Source organism: Polaromonas sp. P1_G2 (assembly GCF_056405515.1).
In genome coordinates this window covers 1-834 of record NZ_JBFUBY010000576.1, presented here as the reverse complement: position 1 = coordinate 834, position 834 = coordinate 1, and the positions used below count along the sequence as shown (strand labels likewise).

At 59.0% G+C, this 834-nt stretch carries 1 protein-coding gene; it reads right to left on the bottom strand.

Features of this window, described 5'->3' with window-relative positions; all coding sequences use genetic code 11:
- The coding region (locus tag AC1D0P_RS26270; RefSeq protein ID WP_477679409.1) for a reverse transcriptase domain-containing protein at window positions 1-590 on the bottom strand (590 nt) is incomplete at its 3' end.
- Between the last annotated feature and the right edge of the window lie 244 nt (window positions 591-834).

Here is an 834-nt window from a genome sequence, read left to right as displayed (position 1 = left end):
AGGTGGTGATGATTGATATTGTCGAAGCATCCTCTGATGTCCCCCTCAATAACCCAAGGGTATGGCAACCGGTTTCGTCGGGTGTCCTTGTCACGCTTCTGCGGCAAGGCTGCCCGACGAATGTACTCCAAGGCACCATGGGTGTTCCTGCCGGGCCGGAACCCGTAAGAGACATGCCAGAATTGCGCCTCGAAGATCGGCTCCAAAAGGATTTTAACCGCGCCCTGTACGACGCGGTCTCTGACGGTGGGAATACCCAAGGGCCGGAATTGCCCCGGTTTCCCGGCCTTTGGAATGAACTTGCGTCTGGCCGGACTTGGCCGATACGCACCACTGCGCAGATCAGCTTGAAGATCGACCAGGAAGCGATATTCACCCCTATTCCGGATGCGTCCCACCGTCATCCCGTCAACCCCGGCCGTGCGTCCCCCTTTGTTAGAGGCGACGCGCTGCCAGGCATGACGCAGCACTCTGAGGTCGGTCAACCAACCCCACATGTCGCGCCACTGATCGTCGGGATTCGCCTTACTCCACTGATAGAGTTTGCTTTGAATGCCGAGTACCCAGACCTTGTCGGTCCGATGATCCATGTCCACAGATCACTTCTCCGTCTTTGCAAGCCTATCGTCTTCCTGCTTCCCTTCGCCCTGTGTGCGGTTTTCCCGCACTCCGACTACTACGAAAGCTCCGCCCTTGGCATCGTCCCTATCTGGCCGTCGCAGCGAGCCCGGCTTCCGACCGGGCAGACGATCCAAGTTCCCATGTTCCGATTTCCAACCTCGTGCCGTTAGGCGGCGAGCTCTGCCCCGTGCAATGCGGGAGGTGGGGCATTGG